At 51.7% G+C, this 19,661-nt stretch carries 16 protein-coding genes and 1 pseudogene; 15 read left to right on the top strand and 2 right to left on the bottom strand.

Translation table 11 applies throughout. The features are described from left to right. The first annotated feature begins 8 nt into the window (after nucleotides 1-8). The 7 genes from sbnA (at nucleotide 9) to hflC (ending at nucleotide 9,305) form a co-directional block, all read left to right on the top strand. Nucleotides 9-2,315, top strand: coding sequence for a 2,3-diaminopropionate biosynthesis protein SbnA (sbnA, locus tag NSQ73_RS19655; protein ID WP_340987802.1), 2,307 nt, complete (start codon nucleotides 9-11; stop codon nucleotides 2,313-2,315). Between the two features lie 20 nt (nucleotides 2,316-2,335). Further along, the gene (locus tag NSQ73_RS19650; RefSeq protein ID WP_340987801.1) at nucleotides 2,336-3,301 is read left to right on the top strand and encodes a 2,3-diaminopropionate biosynthesis protein SbnB; all 966 of its coding nucleotides are present in this window, start codon (nucleotides 2,336-2,338) and stop codon (nucleotides 3,299-3,301) included. 74 nt (nucleotides 3,302-3,375) lie between these two features. After that, complete coding sequence (locus NSQ73_RS19645; RefSeq protein WP_340946674.1) at nucleotides 3,376-4,887, top strand: spore germination protein; 1,512 nt, start codon at nucleotides 3,376-3,378, stop codon at nucleotides 4,885-4,887. A gap of 23 nt (nucleotides 4,888-4,910) precedes the next feature. Beyond that, nucleotides 4,911-6,173 carry a Ger(x)C family spore germination protein gene (locus tag NSQ73_RS19640; protein ID WP_340987799.1) on the top strand — a complete coding sequence of 421 codons (1,263 nt, stop codon included), beginning with the start codon at nucleotides 4,911-4,913 and terminating at the stop codon, nucleotides 6,171-6,173. Beyond that, nucleotides 6,170-7,276: a GerAB/ArcD/ProY family transporter gene (locus NSQ73_RS19635; protein ID WP_340987798.1), complete on the top strand. Its 1,107-nt coding sequence runs from the start codon at nucleotides 6,170-6,172 to the stop codon at nucleotides 7,274-7,276. Before NSQ73_RS19640 ends, NSQ73_RS19635 begins: the two co-directional genes overlap by 4 nt. 143 nt (nucleotides 7,277-7,419) lie before the next feature. Continuing rightward, nucleotides 7,420-8,442, top strand: coding sequence for an FtsH protease activity modulator HflK (gene hflK / locus NSQ73_RS19630; protein WP_171718089.1), 1,023 nt, complete (start codon nucleotides 7,420-7,422; stop codon nucleotides 8,440-8,442). Next, a complete protein-coding gene (gene hflC, locus NSQ73_RS19625; protein ID WP_047013985.1) occupies nucleotides 8,439-9,305 on the top strand; it encodes a protease modulator HflC in 867 nt (288 codons plus the stop codon). The genes hflK and hflC overlap by 4 nt, the downstream gene beginning before the upstream one ends. A gap of 82 nt (nucleotides 9,306-9,387) precedes the next feature. On the opposite strand, the gene NSQ73_RS19620 is transcribed toward hflC, so the two are convergent. Then, entirely contained in the window at nucleotides 9,388-10,266 is an 879-nt protein-coding gene (locus tag NSQ73_RS19620) for a LysR family transcriptional regulator (protein ID WP_340987796.1), read from the bottom strand. Between the two features lie 154 nt (nucleotides 10,267-10,420). Here NSQ73_RS19620 and NSQ73_RS19615 point away from each other — a divergent pair, with 154 nt between their 5' ends. Genes NSQ73_RS19615 through NSQ73_RS19585 form a run of 7 tightly spaced genes read left to right on the top strand, consistent with a single transcriptional unit; the run spans nucleotide 10,421 to nucleotide 17,598 of the window. Continuing rightward, nucleotides 10,421-11,320: an ACP S-malonyltransferase gene (locus NSQ73_RS19615; protein ID WP_340989332.1), complete on the top strand. Its 900-nt coding sequence runs from the start codon at nucleotides 10,421-10,423 to the stop codon at nucleotides 11,318-11,320. After that, the gene (mdcA, locus tag NSQ73_RS19610) at nucleotides 11,313-12,959 is read left to right on the top strand and encodes a malonate decarboxylase subunit alpha (RefSeq protein WP_340987794.1); all 1,647 of its coding nucleotides are present in this window, start codon (nucleotides 11,313-11,315) and stop codon (nucleotides 12,957-12,959) included. Before NSQ73_RS19615 ends, mdcA begins: the two co-directional genes overlap by 8 nt. 4 nt (nucleotides 12,960-12,963) lie before the next feature. Further along, nucleotides 12,964-13,788, top strand: coding sequence for a triphosphoribosyl-dephospho-CoA synthase (locus NSQ73_RS19605; protein ID WP_340989330.1), 825 nt, complete (start codon nucleotides 12,964-12,966; stop codon nucleotides 13,786-13,788). A gap of 26 nt (nucleotides 13,789-13,814) precedes the next feature. Then, the gene (locus NSQ73_RS19600) at nucleotides 13,815-14,114 is read left to right on the top strand and encodes a malonate decarboxylase subunit delta (protein ID WP_039306192.1); all 300 of its coding nucleotides are present in this window, start codon (nucleotides 13,815-13,817) and stop codon (nucleotides 14,112-14,114) included. After that, entirely contained in the window at nucleotides 14,104-15,777 is a 1,674-nt protein-coding gene (gene mdcD / locus NSQ73_RS19595) for a biotin-independent malonate decarboxylase subunit beta (RefSeq protein WP_340987792.1), read from the top strand. The genes NSQ73_RS19600 and mdcD overlap by 11 nt, the downstream gene beginning before the upstream one ends. After that, entirely contained in the window at nucleotides 15,771-16,391 is a 621-nt protein-coding gene (locus tag NSQ73_RS19590; protein WP_340987790.1) for a malonate decarboxylase holo-ACP synthase, read from the top strand. The genes mdcD and NSQ73_RS19590 overlap by 7 nt, the downstream gene beginning before the upstream one ends. 43 nt (nucleotides 16,392-16,434) lie before the next feature. Further along, nucleotides 16,435-17,598, top strand: coding sequence for an acyltransferase family protein (locus NSQ73_RS19585; protein ID WP_340987789.1), 1,164 nt, complete (start codon nucleotides 16,435-16,437; stop codon nucleotides 17,596-17,598). A 69-nt stretch (nucleotides 17,599-17,667) separates the two neighbouring features. Here NSQ73_RS19585 and NSQ73_RS19580 read toward each other — a convergent pair. Beyond that, nucleotides 17,668-17,790: pseudogene (locus NSQ73_RS19580) on the bottom strand (excalibur calcium-binding domain-containing protein); the annotation flags it as partial. An 847-nt stretch (nucleotides 17,791-18,637) separates the two neighbouring features. Between NSQ73_RS19580 and NSQ73_RS19575 the strand changes: the two are divergent. Next, complete coding sequence (locus NSQ73_RS19575; protein ID WP_340987788.1) at nucleotides 18,638-19,657, top strand: GGDEF domain-containing protein; 1,020 nt, start codon at nucleotides 18,638-18,640, stop codon at nucleotides 19,655-19,657. The last annotated feature ends 4 nt before the right edge of the window (nucleotides 19,658-19,661 follow it).

Raw genomic sequence — 19,661 nt, 5'->3', positions numbered from 1 at the left:
CAGACGTGATGGGCAGAACACACCGGGAGATTGCTACATATGTTATTGAAGGTGTGAATCCAAGAGGCTGCGGCATGCAGCCGGAGCAGGAGGCATCCATGATGCTGATGGACAATTGGCGGGATAAAGTACTTGAAGTCATCGGGCAGTTTCCCTGGTACAAGGGGCTTATTAGCAGCAGTGAGACTATGAATTACAGTCTGCAGAACCTTCCCCTGATGACCGCGGACATTCTTGAAACCCATTATTATAGCAGCTCACCCGATGCTTCACTCGCCGTATACCGGACATCGGGTACAAGTACAGGCCGGCGCAAGGCTATAGTCTACTCAGAAGAAGATGACGCCCATTATATCAATATCAAAACAAAGCTGTTCGGTGAGTTGATTGCAGGCAGCGGATGTACAAGGGCGCTGGCCGATATGGGAACCGGACATGCTGCGAATACGGCGCTGGCCATTTTCGAACGGCTGGGACTTGTCAGCAGCTCAATCCCCTTCGAGCTGCCGATAGAGCAGCATATCGGGCGGATTCAGGCATTTAAGCCCGACCTGCTGTATACGATGCCCTCTATCCTGGACCATATCGTATATGCTGCTGAAGATCCGCGTTCGCTCGGAATCCGCAAGATCATTCTGGTTGGTGAGATCGCTACAGTGGAGTGGCAGCAGAATATGGCCCGGCTGTTCGGCCTTGAGCCGCAGGACATTACCGATACGTACGGGTCTATTGAAATGGGCACCATCGCGTACTATTCGCATGATCTGGGCCGGTATATCTTTGCTGACGGAATTGTTGCGGAAGCCATCGGAACTGAGGCATTAGGGGAAGGGCTGGACCCTCTGGGAGTTGGCGAAGGTATCCTGGTGCTTACCTCAACTGTCCGCAGGCTGCTGCCCGCCATCCGTTTTGTCACCTACGATGTCGTAAGGGATTTCAGGACAGTGAAGATAGACGGGACGAAGAAGCAGAGCTTCGGGTCCATCGTCAAACGGGTGGGCCGCGAGCTGAAGCACGGGGAGAAGATCAGCATCTACGATATTGAACAGGTGGTCTACCGTCATCTCCAGGATGCAATGATCCGGGTCCAGGTCAGCAATAATGCATTAACTGTGTATATCCAGAGCAGATCTGCGGTTCCATCCGCAGTTCCGGCGATCAGGGAAGAAATCAGGGAATGCATTCCGGAAATCGGTCTGATGATCCGCAATCATCTGCTTGACGATATCGAGGTCATTCTGGCAGCAGACGGCGGGAAGCTCCAGACCGGACAGGTGAAGAACAAGAAGCTGTATTATCAGAAGGATGGAGTCAATGACAGGGCAGAGCTGAACCTGGACACCGGTATCTTGTCGGCCATCGGCAGGACGCCATTGATCAGGCTGGACCATCTGTTTCCGCGAGGCGGGTTCAGCGTCTACGCGAAGCTGGAGCTGATGAACCCGGGAGGAAGCGCGAAAGACCGTCCGGCACTGTGGATGATCCGGGAGGCTTGGAAGGAAGGGCTCATCGGGCCGGGTACAGTCATCATTGAATCAAGTTCGGGAAATATGGCGATCAGCCTGGCTATGATCTGCAAATATCTGGGGATGAGCTTCATCAGCGTTGTGGATTCCAGGACGACAGAGGTGAATCTTCAGATTCTGAAGTCCCTGGACGCAACCATCGATTATGTTGCCTGTCCCGATCCCGAAACAGGGGAATTTCTGCCGGCCAGACTGAAGCGAGTGCAGCAGCTGCTCGCGGAGGTACCGGGCAGCTACTGGCCGAACCAGTATGCGAACCCCAATAATTATCTGTCCCATTATCATACAACCATGAAAGAGATCGTGGCTGAGCTTGGACAGGTGGATTATCTGTTCTGCGCTGTCAGTACATGCGGGACGATCCGCGGGCTTGCAGAATACGTGAAGGACAACGGGCTGCAGACCCGGATTGTGGCTGTTGATGCAGCGGGCAGCGCAATTTTTGGCGGCGATCAGGAGAAACGGCGATTCCCCGGCCTTGGTGCCGGTATTGTGCCGCCTTTTTGCAGAACAGATCTGATTGACCATATTGTGCATGTTACCGATTCCGATATGGTTCAGGGCTGCCGGGCGCTTGCGCGGAAGGAATCGGTTCTGGCCGGAGCGTCCTCCGGGGCAGTTCTTGCGGCCATCCGGCAGATGAAGCAGCAGCTCCCTCCCGGAGCTGTCTGCGCCGCTATTCTGCATGATAAGGGTGAACGTTATCTCGATACGGTATTCTCGGATTCCTGGGTTCAGAGCCAGTTCGGACAGCAGCTGCCGCCAGCAGATGAAGAGTTCCTAACTTGAACGCATAAGGAGGAGACAGGTTGCTGTACTTAAATGACCAGGATCTGCGGGCACTGGGCCTGAATTGGGCTGCACTTGCAGAATCAGCAGAAGCTGCGGTGCACCTCATCCATGCCGGTGATTATGTGCAGCCGGTAAAGCCCTACCTGAGGTACAAGAATCCCCGTAACCGGATCATTGCCATGCCGGCTTATGCCGGGGGGAATGTCAATACAGCCGGGATCAAATGGATTTCCAGCTTCCCTGACAATATCAGGTCGGGTCTCCCGCGTGCGCATAGTATCATCGTATTAAATGACCAGGGTACGGGCCAGCCCTCAGCTATTCTGAACTCACCGCTTCCCAGCATCGTCAGAACGGCTTCTGTCAGCGGGCTGATGATCCGTCATGTGCTGCAGAGCCGTTCAATGGATCAGATTCAGCTTGGCATTATCGGCTGGGGGCCTATCGGGCAATATCATTGTCAGATGGCTATGGCTCTGTTCGGAGACCGGATTGAACGGGTCCGTATCTACGATATACGGGGAGCAGACTTGTCAGGAATTCCATCTCCATACATGGAGCGGATGGAAGTGGCAGAGACGTGGGCGGATGTCTACTTGCATTCTAATATTCTTATCACCTGTACAGTGTCCGATCACCGGTATATTGATATTCCCCCCGCAAAAGGCATGCTGCTGCTGAATGTTTCACTGCGTGATTACAAGCCGGAGGCGCTGGCTTCACTGAAAGCGATCATCGTCGACGACTGGGAGGAGGTATGCCGGGAGAATACGGATATCGAGCAGCTTCACCTGGAACAGGGGCTGACCCGTTCCGGAACACAGACGCTTGCCGATGTCGTCTGCCGCCGCAGTCTCAGTACATTCGCCGCCGATGATCCAATCCTCTTCTGTCCGATGGGCATGGCTGTTTTTGATATCGCTGTGGCGGTGCATTATGTTAAAAAGGCGAGAGAAATGGGGATTGGGACTGAGCTGGCTTAACCGGTGAATGTCCTGAATCTATGCATAATTTCGTCCCCTCCAGCAAATACCAACAGGAGGGGGATGGATGCCGCATGGAACAACAACAAACAGCCAAAGAGCATAATGAGCCAGAGAGATTATATCCGGATCTTGCGTTCAACGTAGAACGGATGGAGCTGGAGTTTCTGGGCTGCTCTGATATTATGTACCGGAATTGCAGCATTGACGGGACCAACCGGGCAACACTGATCTATGTGGACGGGATGTGCGATACGCATGCCGTGGATGAATTTGTGCTGCAGCCGCTGCTGGAGCATTTCCGCAGAAGCACTAAGGTTAATGAAGGCAGAGAGGCAGAGCTGAAAGAGGTCTTTATTCCGACGCTGCAAATCCGCATAGTCTATGATACGAAGGAAGTCATCCAGGCCGTTCTGCGCGGGGAGACGGTTATTTTCACAGAGGGCAACGCTTTTGCGATGGTGGCCAGCCTGATCAAGATGGAGAAACGTTCGATTGAGGAGGCTACTTCGGAGAAGGTTGTCCGCGGCCCGCGTGATGCATTCATGGAAACGCTGCGGACCAATACCTCCCTCCTCCGGCGGCGTATCCGCTCCTCCAAGCTGAAGCTGGAAAGTATGACACTCGGCAGTATCACGGAAACGGATATTGTAATCGGCTATATGGAGGGTATCGTCAAGGAGAGCCTGATCAAGGAAGTTAGAGCCCGTCTGCAAAAAATCCAAATTGACGGGATCATTCATTCCAGCAATATCGAAGAATACATTGAGGATAACGTGTTCTCGCCTTTTCCGCAGATTCAGAATACAGAGCGGCCCGATGTGGCGGTCTCCAGCCTGCTGGAAGGCAAGGTTATTATTATTACGGACAACACGCCGTTTGTGCTCATCGTTCCAATGACCTATTGGTCCGGGCTGCAGGCTGTAGATGATTATACCGACAGATTTATGTATGCCTCCTTTGTGCGCTGGATCAGATATACCTTCGTCCATACTTCACTTTTATTGCCTTCCCTTTACGTGGCATTGACCACTTACCATCTGCAGGTCGTGCCTACACCGCTCGTGGTAAGTATTGCCTTTGCCAGAGAAGGCGTTCCACTTCCGGCAGTGTTTGAGGCTCTGATTATGGAGTTTATCTTCGAGGGTCTGCGTGAAGCAGGGATCAGGCTGCCCCAGCAGGTAGGGCCTGCGGTGAGTATTGCCGGAGCCCTTGTTATTGGACAAGCGGTAGTAGCTGCGGGAATCATATCTACACCCATGGTAATCATTGTGTCTCTGACGGGGATCGCTTCATTTGCTTTTCCGCTGTATAACCTGGGAGCTGCCTACCGGATGCTCCGGTTTCCTCTGCTCATTGCCGCCGGAATTCTCGGCTTCTATGGAATTGTATTGTTTCTGATTATGCTTTCGGTGCATATGGTGACGCTGAAGCCGTTTGGGATACCTTATATGGCGCCTTATGCGCCGCTGTCTATGGAGAATCTGAATGATGTGCTTGTACGTGCACCCAAATATAAGATGCGCAGGCTGATGCCATGGCTGGCCAATGGCAAGACTGAGCGGTTCCCCAAACGCACCAAATAACCGGCAGGAAGGGACGGGGGCATATGTTCAGGAGAATAAGCTCTGTATTCCTCGCCTTATCCCTGATTCTGACCGGCTGCTGGGACCGTCAGGAATTGAACGACCAGGCGATTGTCCTGGGCTGGGGCATGGACTTGATGGAGAACGGAGAATATCTGGCTACGGCCAATCTTGTGCTGCCGCTGGTATCCAAATCAGGCGGTCAGGAAAGCGGAGGACAGAGCAGCACATCCGGGTTCATGACCGAAAGTGCCTTCGGCAAGAACAACAGGGATGCCGAACAGAATATGCAGAGAAAGCTTTCGCGGGTACTGTTTCCGGGACACCGGCGGAATATCTTTATCGGGGAGAAGCTGGCGGAGAAGGGGGTCTTCTCCATCATGGACGAGTATGGCCGAAGCCCGATGGTCCGCCCGCGGTCGAATATTTTTGTTGTCAAGGGCGGGACTGCGCAGGAGGCGATGAGCATTGCTTATCAGCTTGAAGCCAATCCGGCAATTGCCGTGCAGAAGATTCAGGAGAAAAGCGGGGCACCGATCAGCCGCTCACTGCTGGACTTCTTCATCATGGCCAATGGCACCGGTTGCGGCGTCATGCCTGCACTCTCGATTGAAACTCCGGAAGTAAATACGGACAAGAAGACACCGGAGGACAGCCCGCCGCAGACGACCTTAAGCTTATACGGGGCGGCTGTTTTTAATGAGAAGCTGAAGCTGGCGGGATATCTGAATTATGATGAATTCTGGGTCAGGCTCTGGATTACGAACCGGCTGGCCTTCCGGAATTTCACTACAATTATCAACTCTATTGATGCCGACAAGCCGGGGGGAGCGGCAGCGGATGCCCTCTCTGGAGCAACCAGGGGCAAGACCGTGAGCATTAATGTGGACACCTTCAAGAGTCAGATTACGCCGGTTATGACCGGAGCTCTGCCGAAATTCCGGATTCTGCTGGAGGGAAAGGGGTTCATTGAAGAGAATAATTCACCGCTGAACCTCTCGAGGCCGGACAATGTGCAAAAGGTCGAAGCCCGGATGAATCAATACCTTGAAGCAAGGATTAAGAAAGTCTTAACCAAAGTGCAGAAGGATTTCAAATGCGATATCTTCGGATTCGGAGATACGATTCATCACCGCCATCCTTATCAGTGGAAGAAGCTTGGTGCAGATTGGGACACGATCTTTCCGGATATTGATATGGACATTACGGTTAAGCTGGACCTCACCGGAACAGGCCTGACAGGACAATCGCTGCTGCCAACGAGAGACGGCGGTGAAGGGAAATGAAGATCAACAACCGGCAGCTGTTCTGGATGATCATGATGCTGGAAATCGGGATCAACCTGCTGATTTCGATGACAGCAACAATTCTTTATGCCAAGCAGGACGCCTGGATCTCCTATGTTCTGGCTGGAGGCGCGGGTCTGGTCATTACCTATGTTGCGTCCAAGCTCAGCTCCCGGTATCCCCGGCAGACCTTGATAGAGTACAGTGTGACTATTCTGGGAAAATGGGGCGGCAAGCTGATTGTCATTCCGTTCATTCTCCAATGGTTCTGGGTGATCAGTCTCATTCTGCGCGATGAATTCTTGTTCATACGCTTGAGTGTCCTCTATAAAACACCTGCCTGGGTAGTCATCGGAACGATGCTGGGCGTGGTTATATACACGGTCTATCATGGAGGCATTGAAGCCATCGGCAGGGTCAGTGAGCTGTGGGGGCCGATTCTGATGATTATTCTTGCGCTCACCTTTGCGCTCACCATCAATAATCTCAATGCGCCGATGCTGCTGCCCGTATATGCAGATACCGGACCCGGGCCTATTATGCAAGGTGCTCTGGCGCCTGTCTCGCTGCTGGGCGAATCCGTTCTGCTGATGATGCTGTTTCCCTTTGTGGAGCATCCCGGCAAAGGAACCCGTAAGGCGGTGCTGCTGGGAGTGGCCTTATCCTCGGTAATGCTGCTGTTTGGCGTATTGTGGGTCATTATGACCTTCGGTCCGGCTGTAAGCGGACGGCTGCAATTTCCTTTTTTTGAGATGGTCAAGCTGGTCTATCTGATGGAATTCATTCAGAATATGGATATATTTGTGATGGCGGTGTGGCTGGTCTGCATATTCGTCAAGCTGTCCATCTATATGTTCATTACCAGCTATGGCGTGGCCCAGTGGACCGGCAAGACCGGCAGCTGGAAAAAAATATCCCTGATCGTAGCCGCAGTCTCGTTCATCCTCACCATGCTGGTGATCATTCTGAATCCTCCGGCCGGGCTGCTGCTGAAGGGGGTATGGATCCGTTATGTGCTGCCTGTGAATATGATCGGAATTCCGCTATTCCTGTGGCTGGTTTCTGCTGTGAAAGCAAACTTTCATACAGATATCCGGCGCTAGTCTTACTGCGAAGAAGAGAAACGCAGTAAAATCCAATAAGATTGAACAAAGTCGCGAAATTTGCGACTTTTTTGTTTTATTTACGTATATGTATCTCTATATAGACTTAAATACGTAAAAAGGAGCGATGCATCTTGAATTTCATGAATGGGGATGGGAATAATCCGATCCCGGGACGCAAGCTTCCCGAGCTGAAACCGGGAATGTACAAGAAGATTGGATTAGGGGTAGCCGCTGCCGCTGTGTTGATTTATATTGGCGCAACTTCATTCTATACCGTGCAGGAGCAGGAACGTGCAGCTATCCTGACCTTCGGCAAATACACCAACGAGTCCTCGGCAGGACTTCATTTCAAATGGCCTTATCCAATACAGGAAGTGATAACGGTGCCTGCGGAGCTGACCCAGCGGATACATATCGGGTACCGCCAGGAGGCAGATGGAGCTGTAGCTGTTGAAGATGAGGCGATGATGATTACAGGCGATGAGAACATCGTATCTGCCGATGCTGTAGTACAGTGGAAGATCAGCAATGTCCGCAATTATCTGTATAACATTGATGACCCGGACAAATTTCTGCGTAACTCGGCCAGCTCCTCCATCCGTGCGGTCATTGGTTCCGAGAAGCTGGATTATGCCATTACAGACGGAAAGACGGTTATTCAGGATAAGGTCCGGGTGCTGCTCGTCGATCTGCAGAAGAAATACAACACCGGTATTCAGATCATTGATATCAAATTCCAGGATATTGAACCGCCGAGCGGCCAGGTAGAAGAAGCCTTCCGCGAGGTTACCAATGCCCGTGAAGAGAAGAACACGAAGATTAACAACGCCAAGAAATATGAGAACGATATCATCCCTAAGGCACGCGGTGAAGCGCAGGCGCTGATCGAGAGAGCCGAAGGCGAGAAGAAATCACGTATCCTGAATGCCCAAGGCGATGTAGCCCAGTTTAACGCCATATTTGCCGAATACAGCAACAATAAGAGCGTAACCGAAAGCCGGTTGATTCTGGAGACACTGGAGACTATATTACCTAGCGCCAAAATCTTCATTACCAACTCGGATAGCGATACTGTGAATTATCTGCCGCTGAATGAGCTGATGCGCAGCACTCCGGTCAGCCCGTCAGCTTCGGCCACGCCGCAAGGAGGAGATGCAGAGTGACAAGAAACCAGATCATCGGACTGATATCAACTATTGTTCTAGCTATTTTGCTTGCCGGCTCTTTGTATGTAGTCAAGGAAGGCGAATACAAGGTAGTCCTGCGCTTCGGTGAAGCGATGCGTACCGTTGAGGAGCCTGGACTGAGGCTGAAAATCCCTTTTATCGAGAATGTCTCAGCTCTCCCCAAGTATCAGATGACATACGAAAGCTCACCTACCAGCATTCTGACGAAGGACCAGAAGCCGATTGTGGTTGATAACTATACCGTCTGGAGAATTACCAATGCCTCGCAATTCCTGAGAACCGTACAATCGGTAGGCGGCGGGATTCAGCGTATTGATGAAGCGGTATATAACTCCGTGCGGCGCAAGCTGTCGGAAGTCAATTATGAGAATATTATCAGTGAAGACACCGGACGGGGCAATATTAACGATGAGATCACCAATGATGTCATTGCCGCCTTAACCCGTGATAATTACGGGATTGAAGTGATTGACGTACGGATCAAACGTACGGATCTGCCGGAGGAGAACAAACAAAGTGTGTACAACCGGATGATTTCGGACCGCCAGTCCATCGCCGCGCGGTATCTGTCGGAGGGTGACGAGGAATCCAAGAAAATCACCTCCAAGGCCGACCGTTCCTCAAGAGAGCTGATGGCCCAGGCCGAAGCCGATTCTAAGAAAATCATTGCTGAAGGAGAAGGGGAAGCCGCCAGAATCTATAACCAGGCCTATGGAAAGTCTCCTGAGTTCTATAGCTTCTATCGTACGCTGGAGAGTTATGTGACCACGCTGAAGAATGAGCCGGTTATTATGATACCGATTGACTCGCCATATGCCAAAATATTGATGGGGCAATAACCTCATCTGATCTATTGGCGAGCAGAGCAGCGATTTCCCCATTACTGGAGAATCGCTGCTCTGCATTTATTGGTCATTCCGCTTACTGCCCTGAAGCACTGATATCCCTAAATAGCTGTAAAATAAACTCGAAGAACGACTTCTCCGTATCCGTAAACTGCTTACCGGCAGGCCAGGACAAATAGATTGTCCGCATGCATAGCGGCTCACTTATCGGGAGGAGCCGGATATCATCGGAGACTACCCTGTTCCACAGCACGGAAGGGATAAAGGAAATACCGAGGCCGGATTGGATCAATCCTCTGACTGTAGCCGGATCATCGCTTTCAAAGACGATATCCGGTTCATATGGGATGTTCGAGAAGAAGCGGTCTGTGGTTCTACGCAGTGCGTTTGCGGTGGTGAGGCTGATAAATTTCTCATGCTCCAGGTCTTTCAAGGCCACGGTGTTCAGAGCGCTAAGCGGGTGAGCGGCGGGGACCCCTAGCAGGATTTCTTCCTCTAACAGCACAATTTGCTCGTTTTCTTCGATTCTCTCAGACGTGATCGCGAAATCATAATCCATTCCCTTCTTAATCTGGGCCGGGTGCTGGGTCAGGTTAAAGCGGATGTGCGGATAGCGGTCGCGGAATTGCCGGACAATGCTTGGCAGCAGCATGGAGCCCACAGCGATATAAAGGGTAATCACCTCAATTTTCTCATGCTTCATTTCTTTCACTTCAGTAACTCCCTGCTCCAGGGTATACATCGCCTGATCGACCCGTTTGAGAAACTTCTTGCCGTAAGCATTCAACACAATATGCTTCCCCTCGCGGTCAAACAACTGCACCCCTAGTTCAGTCTCCAGATTCCGGATCATTTTGCTGAGTGCCGGTTGGGAGATAAACAGCTCACCTGCGGCCTTAGTTACATTCTCATGCTTTGCCGTGAGCTGGAAATATTTGAGCTGCAGAAACTCCATCGGTGCCCGTCTCCTCTATATATAACCCGCAGGTTATCAATAATATACATATCTATGTATTTTACAGCGAATTGTCCGGCCTTTACAATTGTACAAGTAACGAGCCCCTAATCCGCACAAGATTAAAGGTGGTGTGATTCTGAATATAGTATTTATGTTCCCCGGTCAGGGGTCACAGGTCCCTGGTATGCTAGAAGACATACCCGAGTATGTGAAAAAGGCAACAAATGTCTTAGGGATAGAAATCCGTGATGATGCAGAGGCGCTGAATTCAACAGTATGGATTCAGACGGCGCTGTTCGTGAAGGAAATTGCAGCGGCGAACGGGCTGATTGAAGCGGGCATCACCCCGCAGTTTGTGGCGGGACATTCGATTGGAGCTTTTCCGGCAGCGGTAATTGCCGGGGTTCTCCCGTTCGAGGATGCGCTGCGGATCGTCTGGCAGCGGGCTAAGCTGATGGAAACAGCGTACACCCGAGGCTATGGGATGGGCGTCATTATCGGCCTTACGAAGAATGAAGTTCAGCAAGCCGTCGATCTGGCTCATAGCGTAGAAGCACCTGTGTATCTCTCCAATATGAATGCGGAGCAGCAGATCGCTGTTTCGGGTTCTTTGGAAGGAATAGAGTTCGCTTTTCAGCACGCCAAACAACTGGGAGCGGCCAAAACCATGTTGCTCAAGGTCCCTATCCCTTCGCACTCTCCCTTGATGTTAAGTATATCCCAGGAGTTATTGAAATTAGTCTCCAAAGTTTCGCTTCAGGATGCCAAGATTCCTTACTTGTCTAACCATACAGGCCGAATGATCCGGGCCAAGGAGAAAATTGCCGAGGATCTGGCCCTGAATGTGGCGCACCCCGTACGGTGGATGGATATGGCCAGTATATGCGTTGAAGCGGGAGCCGATTGTTTCGTGGAAATGCCTCCAGGCAACACATTATCCCGGCTAGTGAAGCAGGCCCACCCGGGTACCCGGCAGATTGCCGTAGACGAGGTAGGACCCGAAGCGGCTCAGTATTTAATCAGAAAATGGAAGGGGCAGGAAAATGAATAAGGTACAGCGTTCCTGGTCACAAAAACGCGACAAGAAGCTTGAAAAATTATCGAATGTACAAAAATGGCTGGATGGAAAATACGTCGATCCGTCCCGGATTGTTGAATTAATGGAGGCATTGCTTGAGCCGGGTGCGCGAGTTGTATTGGAAGGGGATAATCAAAAGCAGGCATCATTCCTGTCCCAAAAGCTGCTGGAGGTTGATCCGGCGAAGGTTCATGATCTGCACATGATTATGTCCAGTATCTCCAGACCCGAGCACTTGGATATCTTCGAGAAAGGGATTGCGGGCAAGCTGGACTTCTCGTATTGCGGCTCCCAGAGTCTGCGGGTTGCCCAAATGATTGAGGATGGAACGTTGAAGCTCGGTGATATTCATACGTATCTTGAATTATTTGGCCGTCTGTTCGTCGATCTGATTCCGGATGTGGTCCTGGTGGCGGCTGACAAAGCTGACCGCGAAGGCAACCTGTATACCGGCTACAACACGGAGGAAACACCAACGATTGTCGAAGCGGCCGCCTTCAAAGATGGCATTGTGATTGTGCAGGTCAATGAAATCGTTGATGTGCTGCCAAGAACGGATATTCCGGCATCCTGGGTGGATGTCATCGTTCAGGCGGACAAACCATATGCGCTTGAAGCGCTCTTTACCCGTGACCCGCAGAACATTACAGAGCTGCAAATCCTGATGGGTATGATGGCAATCAAAGGTATCTACGGAAAACATCAGGTGCAGTCACTGAACCACGGTATCGGATTCAATACAGCGGCCATTGAGCTGCTGCTGCCGACATACGGAGAGCAGCTCGGTCTGAAGGGTAAGATTGCCAAGCATTGGGTGCTGAACCCGCATCCGACGCTGATCCCTGCTATTGAAAGCGGCTGGGTGGAGAGCATTCACAGCTTCGGCGGCGAAGTGGGGATGGAGAAATACATCTCGGCCCGCTCCGACGTATTCTTCGTCGGCAAGGACGGCACCATGCGCTCCAACCGGGCGATGGGTCAGGTAGCCGGCCAGTTCGCGGTGGACATGTTCATCGGCTCAACCCTGCAGATGGACCCGCTCGGCAACTCTTCGACCGTAACTGCCGGCCGCTTATCCGGCTTCGGCGGAGCGCCGAACATGGGGCATGATCCGCGCGGACGCCGTCATGCTACTCCAGCTTGGCTGGATATGATTCAGAATCCGCATGAGCTGTCCAAAGGCCAAAAGCTTGTTGTGCAGATGATCGAGACTTACGGTGCGAACAAGAAGCCGGTCTTCGTGGAATCGCTGGATGCGATCAAGGTGAAGGATGAATCCGGCCTGGCTACTACGCCGGTAATGATCTATGGGGACGATGTCACGCACGTCGTTACCGAAGAAGGCATTGCCTACCTGTACAAAACAGACAGCATGGAAGAACGGAAGCAGGCGCTGGCAGCGGTCGCCGGAGTTACACCGCTCGGAATGGAGAGCAGTGAGCAGGATGTGACCGAGCTCCGCAGCAGAGGCATTGTAGCGCTGCCGGAGGATCTTGGCATCCAGCGCAGACAAGCCAAACGTTCTCTGCTTGCGGCGCAGACGATTAATGATCTGGTGGATTGGTCGGATGGCTTGTATCAGCCGCCGGCTAAATTCCAGACCTGGTCTTAAGCCTATGGTAGCCGCAGCCGGTACAACGTTCGGGGCAGAGCTGGCCGCGGGGGCCGTGCAGGCTCTGGTAGAGGAGGCGCTGCTCACACCGAAGCCGGGACTTGTCGATGCCAGGGACAGCGGCTCGCACGCTGATATGTCCATCGGACTGATGCTCACATCGGCCCGGGCACTCGAAGGGACGTTTCGGCGCATCGCCGATATCTCATATCTGCATCCGGTGAATCAGTTCCTGCGTGAAGCGATCGCTGTCATCGGCCGGGAGGGCGAGCAGCAGATGCTTGCGGCCACTGGTGGTGTGAATACGCACAAAGGGGCCATTTGGGCACTCGGGCTGCTGACCAGTGCACGCGCAGCCTGCCCGGAAGAACGTGATCCGTACCGTATCCTCAGTATTGCGGGTCAGATAGCTTCCTTTGAAGACCGTTACACACCGCTTTTGTCAACCAACGGCCAGGCGGTAAAGCGGAAATACAAGGTAACCGGTGCCGCTGAGGAAGCCCAACTGGGATTCCCCCATATAAGGGAAGCTGCCTTGCCTGCGTTACTCCGGGCCAGAGCCAGCGGAAAGACAGAGGATGAAGCGCGTGTCGAGGCACTGCTGGCGCTGATGTCGACCGTGGAAGATACCTGCATCCTGCACCGCGGGAGCTGGAGTGATCTGACGGCCATCCAAGGGATGTCCGCGTCTTTCCTCCATGCAGGCGGCTTCAGCTCGCAGACGGGCAGAAAGATATTTTACCGGCTGTCGGAGTACTGCACTGCAAGACGTTTGTCTCCTGGAGGCAGCGCAGATCTGCTTGCTGCTATATTGTTTCTTGAAATATAAGAATTTATCTGGAGGTGTACGTGCAGATGGAGAAACTGCAATTTCAATATAAAACGAATAAGCCGATTGAGAAACCGGCACATATCGGTGTTGTCGGATCAGGGGATCTGGAGATTATTATGGAGCCAGCGGAGGGCGAATTCACTACAGTCAGCGTCCTTACAGGAAGCGACGGATTCTCCCAGGTATGGAACAACGTACTGGAGCGGTTCTTTACACGGTATCCGATTCACGCAAAGGTTACGGTGCATGACTTCGGAGCTACTCCGGGGGTAGTTGCACTCAGATTATCGCAGGTATTGGAGGTGCTGGATTATGCAGAATAGTTTTGTAGAGTTAAAAGGACGCGAACGCGCCATGGCCCTGCTGGATCACGGTACCTACCGGGAGCTGCTTGGCCCGCTGGACGGTATCCAGTCCCCGCATCTTGAACCGCAGGGCATCGTTCCGCAGAGTGACGACGGTATTGTGCTGGCGCTCGGGGAAATCCGGGAGCGGAAGGTTCTGGTCATCTCCATGGAGGGAGCTTTCCAGGGCGGGGGCATCGGGGAAGTCAGCGGCGCTAAGATCGCCGGTGCGCTGGAGCTGGCGCTGGAAGAGAATCACAAAGGCAATACCGTGTATCCGGTGATGATTTTTGATACCGGCGGTGTCCGGCTGCAGGAAGCGAACTACGGGCTGCTGTCCATCTCGGAAATTTGCAGCCAAATTGTTGCACTGCGGAAGATTGTTCCGGTAGTGGGGCTAATCCCCGGACGTGTAGGAGCCTTCGGCGGCATGTCGATTACAGCGGAGCTGTTCACTACAATCATCGCTACCAAGAAGGCCCGCCTCGGCCTGAATGGGCCTGAGGTTATCGAGCAGGAAGCTGGCGTGATGGAGTTTGATGCCAGCGACAAGGCGCTGATCTGGAATACGATTGGTGCGAACCAGCGTCTGGCTACAGGCCTCGTTGATAAGGTAGTAGAGGATTCAACTGATGCAATCATCGAAGCGGTGTTTGCAGCTTTTGAAGCTCCGGCCAAGCCGTCCAGAACGGAGCAGGTAGATTTCAATCTTAACCTGCTGAAGCAACTGGATACGGATACGGAATGGACACCTGAGCGTTACCGGGATTTCTATCAGCAGGTGGCAGCTGCTCCGCAGTCTGTTCCAATAACTCAGCCAGGTCCGGCTGATGCTGCGGACAGCAGAGGCTACCGCTGGTTCTCCAAATTGACAGGGATTGCCCATCCGGTCAGTGAGGTTCCTTCGGTACTTGCTGCCGATGTGGAGAAAAACGGACAATTATCCAGAGTGATTGCCGTCGTTCCTGATTCCGGCAACCGTTTCAAGCGTGCCCGCAAAGGGGAAGTCGGCTTGCTGGAAGGCTGGACCCTTGCCCAAATCGTAAGAGATGTCATCAAGCAGGACGAAGACAAAGAGATCAAACGCCCGATCATTGCCGTCATTGATGTACCCAGCCAAGCTTACGGCTATAAAGAAGAAATGGTCGGCATCAGTATGGCGCTTGCAGCAAGTACCGATGCCTATGCAACGGCAAGACAGCAAGGTCATCCCGTCATTGGCGTGATTGTCGGCAATGCCATCTCTGGAGCTTTCCTCTCGCACGGACTTCAGTCGAACCGCCTGATCGCGCTGAATGATCAAGAGATCAATATCCAGGCGATGTCCAAGGCTTCCGCAGCGCGGATCACCAAGCGGACAATTGAAGAGCTGGAAGAAGCCAGCAGGAAGGTTCCGGCCATGGCCTACGACGTGAACAGCTACAGCACACTGGGCCCACTATACAAACTGTTGTCCGGTATCGAGGCGGATGAACCGCAGGCTGCTGATATTGCCACAGTTGAACAGACTATATTGGAAGCCATTGAGTCTACCATAGACGCTCCCCGCGATCTCAGCTTCCGCTATCAGACGGAGGAAGCTTTATCCGGCGGCCGCGCAGCAACGCTTAAAGTGCGTCAGGTACTGCGGGACCAGTGGTAAACCGGACGCATGATCTGATTGAAATCACCGATCTATCCTGGCTCAGCCTGGATGAGAACCAAGAGTGGACTGCCGCCTCGCTGCGGCGCACCCCCTTTGTTGTCGTCCGGCGGGCGGAGCAGCTCCAGGATGGCGGTATTCCCGTAGGAATCCGGGGAGCTGAGCGGAATCAGCGGGCTGCTGCCCGCCTTGCGCCGCAGGGAATCAGGCGGAGCATTACTCCGTATGAGGTTGCCAGGGAGCGGCTGTGGACGACTTTGCCCGCTGAAAGACAAGAGCTTCCCGTCCCTAGAATCATGGATAAGGCCGCGGAGCTGCTGAAGGAATGGCACTGGGGACCGGCCGGCAGTGCGGGTTTTGAAATGGTTACAGGGTATCCTTCCTTGAAAGAAACCAGCGATCTCGATCTTGTGATCGGCAGTTCGGGAATGATCGGGCGCAGACAGGCCGAAATCCTGCTGCGTGAGCTGGATAAGCTCGGTCCGCGGATTGATATTCAATGGGAGATTGAAGAGGGGGCTTATATCCTGCGTGAACTCGTCAACGGTCTGACAGACTCGGTGGTACTGCGGACTATCCATGGCACGAGGTTAGTCCGAAACCCTTGGCGGTGAAGCAAGCTTTTATCAAAGGCAAAAAGGGAGGAAGTACAATCGGTTGAGCGGTGATCCATCCTCATACGATTATGTGCAATTTATGGAGAAAATAGCGGAGAGTGCAAAACTAAATATGAACGAAAGCGATATTCTGAAGGTATTTGCCGTAAGCGGGGCAATCCTGCAGAGTGTGCTGGGTATGTTCCTGAAGCATGCCCACGGTAATTCTGATCTGGCCTTGCTGGCCGTGATCTATAATCTTGTGAAATACACCGCGCCAGTGTTTATTTTCGCTATTGTGTATGGAATGGTGAAAGGGAACCAGCATACGAAGACTGGGCATTTTTATAAGGAGAAATTCTATGAGCTGGTGATTCCCTACTTCCTGTGGGCAACAGCCAGTCTGATCTTCATTCCAAGTCTTCAGGTTAACCGTCATGCTACCTCTTTCTGGTCACTGATTGAGTCCTATGTAGTCGGTAACTCTTCACCGCAGTATTGGTATACGGTTATGATGCTGCAATTCCAGGTTCTGATGCCGGTTCTGATCTATACCTGTTATAAGTTCCTGTCCAAGCCGTCACGGGTGATCCCGCTGCTCGTCGTAAGCTTCCTGATCTTCGGCGCGTGGCTGTGGATGTATGATACCTACGTATTCCACGGTGTGTATGCTACCAGCTTGCGTTATCTGGACCGTTTTTTTGTCAGCTACTTTATTTATGGCCTGCTGGGCGGAATCGCCTGGGTCTATAAGGATAAGTTCGACGGGATTCTTCACCGCATCCAGTTCATTCTTATTCCCGTCATGCTGCTGCTGCTCATCTGGACAGGCCGCGAGTTCTTCAGCTTCGGATTTGAGGATATGAGCTTCGGCAATCTGATCTATCTGAAACCATCCATGACGTTGTATAGTCTGGTGGTCATTGCCCTCATCTATATGCTGGCCAGACATCTGCTTCTTGTGCAGTCACGCACGCTTCCGTTCTATAAATGGCTGTCTACGTATGCGTACCGGGCCTTTACAGCGAATGTGTTTATTCTGTACGTCGTGTTGAAGCTGTTCGGCGGTTTAGTTGACCAGCTGCCGTTCTTGGTAGCGCTGGTCCTGGTTTATCTCACAACTGTAGCCTGTTCATTCTGCGTCGTGTATGGCTTTGCGAAAGGCTACTCCTGGATTAAACGGACATTTCTGAAGAATGAAATGGCTGTGCAAGCCGAACATTAAAGACTCAAATATGAGAGGCCCATGCGATTTTCGCATGGGCCTCTTTGATATGCTGCTGAGTGTAATCGCCTATTTTTTTTCACAGCCTACGCCGTCACCATCCCGATCCAGTTTGCGCGAGTATCCTGGCTCTCCGGCGCGAATAGGATCAGCTCCTGCTGCCCGAACAGCATCACAATTCTTGTAATACACATCCTGCACAGGTGCTTTAGTGGCCGCAGGTTTTTTGGTGGCCTTGGGCTTTGTTGTGGTAACAGGTTTGTTGGTAGCATTGGGCTTGGTTGTGGTGACGGGTTTGTTGGTGGCTTTGGGTTTGGTTGTGGTAACGGGTTTCTTAGTTGGAACAGATTTCTGTGTTGGAATGGAGGCAAGTGTATTTCTTGAGACACCCGGTTCCTCTGTTGCAACAGACTTCGTAGTGGCCGCAGGAGCTGGTGAAGGTGAGGGGGCAGCAGTGTTTAGACCCCGGTCTTGGGTATCAGGGATAATAACGATTGCAATAATGAAACAAAGGAGCAGCTGAATACCTGCGTACTTTGAAACCTTCTTCCGGTTACGGTTATCCTCATTCCCCCACCAGATCACTTTCTGAGGGAAGATCATACCGAATAACCAGACAGGGATGGCGGCGAGGGCAAGGAAAAGGAAATTGAAGGCGATTACTACAAGGAAAGGGAAGGATAATAGCAGGAGGATTTCAAACAAAATAACAATTGCACTAATGATGAGAGCTTTTTTTGAACGTGACATAATAAACCCCTTTAATGTGTTAGTTGACTCCAATCAGTTTAACAATTAAAGGAAGTTTTTTCTATATAAAACTACCCCATCTTTCGACAAAAATGCAAACGATTTTGGGGGTTATTTTGATAGAGAATTACACGAATGTCCATGCTATACTGATGGGGTGTCTTCAACTATCCCTCATTATAGAATCAAAAGGGGATATCACTTATTTTGTAAGGGGTATGTTATGCTTGTTAATTTGCTCATCAATTTTTCATTGCTTACTACGTTTATCTTTTTCGGGGATATGATATTGGCCCTCTTAAAAGGAAAGCGGGCGTTCTCCAAGCTTCAATTACATGCTTTATACGGAATCGGGTTTGGACTGTTTGGCATTGTTCAGCTGTATTTTGCTTTTCCTTTAGGCGATGGCACCATTATAGACTTCCGGCAAGTCTCAATCCTGGCATCCACATATCTTGGCGGGCCTGTTACCGGGATGATTTCGACAAGTTTAATTGCTTTGTTCCGGCTTTTTTTCCTTGGTGAAATTAATGAAGCGACCCTGTTGGGTGTTGTAAATATCGTGATTACTTTTCTGGTGGGCGTTTTTGCTTTTTCGCTTAAAATCCCCGCATTTTACCGGTGGCTGGTTGCAGCTTGCGGTATGGTCATACTCTCCACCTGTATACTGCTTCCGCTGGTAGGCTGGACTAACATAGGCACGATTCTTTTATTTGACATGATCTGTTTCATGGCATGCCTGTTTAATTATCTGCTCATTAACCACCTGGAGAAATCCCATGACGCATTAGAAATGTTTAAAGAGGCGGCAGAGCGGGATTTCCTTACGGGACTCCATAATCCCCGGTCCTTTAATCTGATTTTCAAAAAAACGGCGGAAATAAGCGCGCTCCAGAATGAACCGTTCTCTCTGCTGTTAATAGATATCGATCATTTCAAGGTTGTTAATGATACATACGGGCATGCGGCCGGAGATGTGGTCCTGTCCAAACTCGCTGATATTCTCCAGTCCGGTATCCGTATACGCGATTATTGTGCGCGCAAAGGTGGGGAAGAGTTCGCGGTTCTGCTTCTGCGGTGTACGGCGGATAAGGGCATGACGGTTGCCGAGAAGCTGCGTTCCTCGGTTCAAGACAGCATCTTTGTACTTCCTGACCAGTCCCAGCTAAGGATAACGATTTCTGTAGGGGTTTCTTCTTATCCGGAATCTGCCCCGGCAGAAATGCTGGAGAAAGCCGACGAAGCTCTATATGAGGCTAAAGGAAAAGGCAGAAACCAGGTATGCTATGCTGAAGCGCGTCTTACATAAACTC

This window comes from Paenibacillus sp. FSL R10-2736 (genome assembly GCF_038000245.1).
Lineage (GTDB): Bacteria > Bacillota > Bacilli > Paenibacillales > Paenibacillaceae > Paenibacillus_AQ > Paenibacillus_AQ phytohabitans.
Note: the sequence above shows the minus strand (reverse complement) of the source record. Positions and strands in the feature narration are given on the sequence as shown.